The following is a 2174-nucleotide window of genomic DNA, read 5'->3' as shown; positions in this document are numbered from 1 at the left end:
GTCAGGTAGTTGCTGCCAGTCCACCGGCAGGAACCGCACCGCCAGGCGTAGCCGCCGCGCCAGGGGTTGCCCCACACGTCGTAGCCGAAGCCGACCACGACCACACCTGCGGGGATCTCCACGTTCGCGGCGAGCTGCTTGGCAAGCGCTTCCAGCGCCGCCTGGCTGCCCTGGACGGCCCGGTCGAAGTGATCGCGGGCCCGCTCCAGGTCGCGGTCATAGAGGGCGTCAGCGATGGCCTCGGCCACCTGGGCGAGCGACCCTGTCATGCCGTTCCTTTCACGGTGCGGGTCCTGGACGGGGGCCGGGGCGGGTGTTCTAGGTGCGGGCGGGGCAGTCGCAGCCGGGGTGGCGGCACCAGCCGCTCGCGTTCGCCCAGATGCGGTCATAGGGAGCCCAGCCGCCGGGCTGGGCCCCGCCGGTGTGCACGGCCCGCTGGTGGGCGCACCGCTGGCAAGGCGCGGCGAGCTCGGCCAGAGACGGCGCCACCGGTTCATCACCGTGACCCGCCGTTGGCGGCGGCGGTGACGAGCTGGTGGCGCACCGCGCGGGCGGCCGCGTCCTCGCCGTAGGCGTACTGCGCGGAAGCCGATCGGGCGTCGACGGTGGTCACGCCCCCGCAGCAGGTGCAGACGATCGTCTCGGTCATGGCGCTCATGCGGTGGCTCCCATCAGGGCGAGCGCGGCGGCGACGCCGAGCATGATGCGCATGCTCAGCGGCGCCCACGGCCAGATCAGCGCGCACCAGGCCAGGTTGAGGGCGGCCAGCACGACCAGCGCGCTGCCGGGCAGCAGGGCCCCGTTGACGGCCAGGGCCAGCACCATGGCCACGAAGGCCAGCGCGGCGAGCCGGACACGCAGCACGGCGCCGCTCATCGCAGGCTCCCCTGCGGCGAACGTGCTCGGCGGCCGGGGAGAGCGCGGTGTGGGTGGGGTGGGGTGCGTCATGATGGGTGGTACCTCTCTGCTCTGCATGGGGAGATGGGGTGAGCGGGCGCGCCCGACGTGGGTTGTCTTGGCCGATGACCACGTTGGTGCGCGCCCGTCCCGGTTCAGCAGCCCGACGCGTCGTCCTGGCCGTCGTCCTCGGAGCCGTCCTTGTAGCTGCCGTCCTCGATCGGCTCTGGTGCCTTGTCCTCGACGGGCTTCGGCGCCTCGGCCTCCTCGTAGGAGCCGTCCTTGTAGGAGCCGTCGGTGACGGGCTCGGGCGGGTTGACCGCGACGACCGCTGCGGTGGCGGCGCACGCCGCGGTGGTGTCGCACTTGGCGGCCATCGACAGCGCGGCCGCCAGGACCAGCACGATGACGACGGGGCGCTGGGAGAGCTTCTTCAGGGACTTCATGGCGGGTGTGTCGTCCTTTCCGATTGGTGATGAGGGGGGTCGGCGAAAGTCAGAGCCGGTGCCGGCAGGGCGCCGGGGCCAGGCGGATGAAGCGGACGAAGGTGATGGCGAACGCCACGACCAGCGCGATCGTGAGCGGGGCCGGGGCGCCGGTGCCGACGGCGGCGAACAGCGCGAGCAGGCTCAGCCCGAAGGCGGTCCGGGCCCGCCCGGCCCTGCGGACCTGGACGGGGTCGCCGCAGTCCAGGCAGGGACGGGCACTGACGGCGGCCACCATTGGGTGGGTGCGGTCCGGCGCGACGACAGACTGAGGAGCAGGGGCGCCGTCTCCTACGACCGTGTCGTGCTGCGCTTGCTGGGCGAGCTCGTACAGCCGCGCCAGCCCCAGCTTCGGCGGCGCGGGGGAGCCCGGCGTGGTCGGCCAGGACGCCTGCACGAGGGCCTCCAGGGCGGCGGGGTCGATGACCCGGTAGCCGGTGGCGGTGTCGTAGGCCAGCAGGCCGGTCACCACGCGCTCGCCCAGGCGGGCCAGCAGCCAGGTCCACGTCTGGCCGGTGGCCGTCAGGACCCAGTCCAAGTCGGCGGCCAAGAACGGTCGGCCCTCAACCCACAAGACCAGCGCCAGGTTCAGCGTCTGCTCGTGGGAGTGAGTGCGGTCGCCGTGCGGGACGGCGGGGGTCGAGTCGAGCATGTTGAGTTCCTTCGGATTGGTCGGGTGATGGATGAGGTGAGGGTCAGCGGCGCGTCGACGGCCTGGCGGTGCGCAGCTCGTCCAGCAGCTCGTCCAGCTCGCTGGGGGTGATGTGGACGTCGCGGGCCTTGCTGCCGTCG

The 2174-nt window shown here is 72.8% G+C and carries 6 protein-coding genes; all 6 read right to left on the bottom strand.

Annotation, left to right across the window (positions count from 1 at the left end; genetic code table 11):
- A partial coding sequence (locus AC5L38_RS44055; protein WP_495248791.1) for a hypothetical protein occupies nt 1-269 on the bottom strand: 269 nt, incomplete at its 3' end.
- Nucleotides 270-318: 49 nt separating this feature from the next.
- Nucleotides 319-489 (bottom strand): hypothetical protein, encoded by a 171-nt coding sequence (locus tag AC5L38_RS44050; RefSeq protein ID WP_495248790.1) that lies wholly within the window; start codon nt 487-489, stop codon nt 319-321.
- Nucleotides 490-496: 7 nt separating this feature from the next.
- Nucleotides 497-658 (bottom strand): hypothetical protein, encoded by a 162-nt coding sequence (locus tag AC5L38_RS44045; RefSeq protein ID WP_495248789.1) that lies wholly within the window; start codon nt 656-658, stop codon nt 497-499.
- Nucleotides 655-876: a hypothetical protein gene (locus tag AC5L38_RS44040; RefSeq protein ID WP_495248788.1), complete on the bottom strand. Its 222-nt coding sequence runs from the start codon at nt 874-876 to the stop codon at nt 655-657. The genes AC5L38_RS44045 and AC5L38_RS44040 overlap by 4 nt, the downstream gene beginning before the upstream one ends.
- Nucleotides 877-1052: 176 nt before the next feature.
- Nucleotides 1053-1343 (bottom strand): hypothetical protein, encoded by a 291-nt coding sequence (locus tag AC5L38_RS44035; protein WP_495248787.1) that lies wholly within the window; start codon nt 1341-1343, stop codon nt 1053-1055.
- A gap of 49 nt (nt 1344-1392) precedes the next feature.
- Entirely contained in the window at nt 1393-2034 is a 642-nt protein-coding gene (locus tag AC5L38_RS44030; RefSeq protein ID WP_495248786.1) for a hypothetical protein, read from the bottom strand.
- Between the last annotated feature and the right edge of the window lie 140 nt (nt 2035-2174).

It is taken from the genome of Streptosporangium nanhuense, from assembly GCF_059358815.1.
The sequence above is the reverse complement of the archived record's forward strand: the minus strand, read 5'-3'. Positions and strand labels throughout refer to the sequence as shown.

Bases quoted from the DNA above. Each gene is read 5' to 3' on its own strand.
- AC5L38_RS44040 (WP_495248788.1), bottom strand. From the start codon at position 876: ATGAGCGGCGCCGTGCTGCGTGTCCGGCTCGCCGCGCTGGCCTTCGTG.
- AC5L38_RS44035 (WP_495248787.1), bottom strand. From the start codon at position 1,343: ATGAAGTCCCTGAAGAAGCTCTCCCAGCGCCCCGTCGTCATCGTGCTG.
- AC5L38_RS44045 (WP_495248789.1), bottom strand. From the start codon at position 658: ATGAGCGCCATGACCGAGACGATCGTCTGCACCTGCTGCGGGGGCGTG.
- AC5L38_RS44030 (WP_495248786.1), bottom strand. From the start codon at position 2,034: ATGCTCGACTCGACCCCCGCCGTCCCGCACGGCGACCGCACTCACTCC.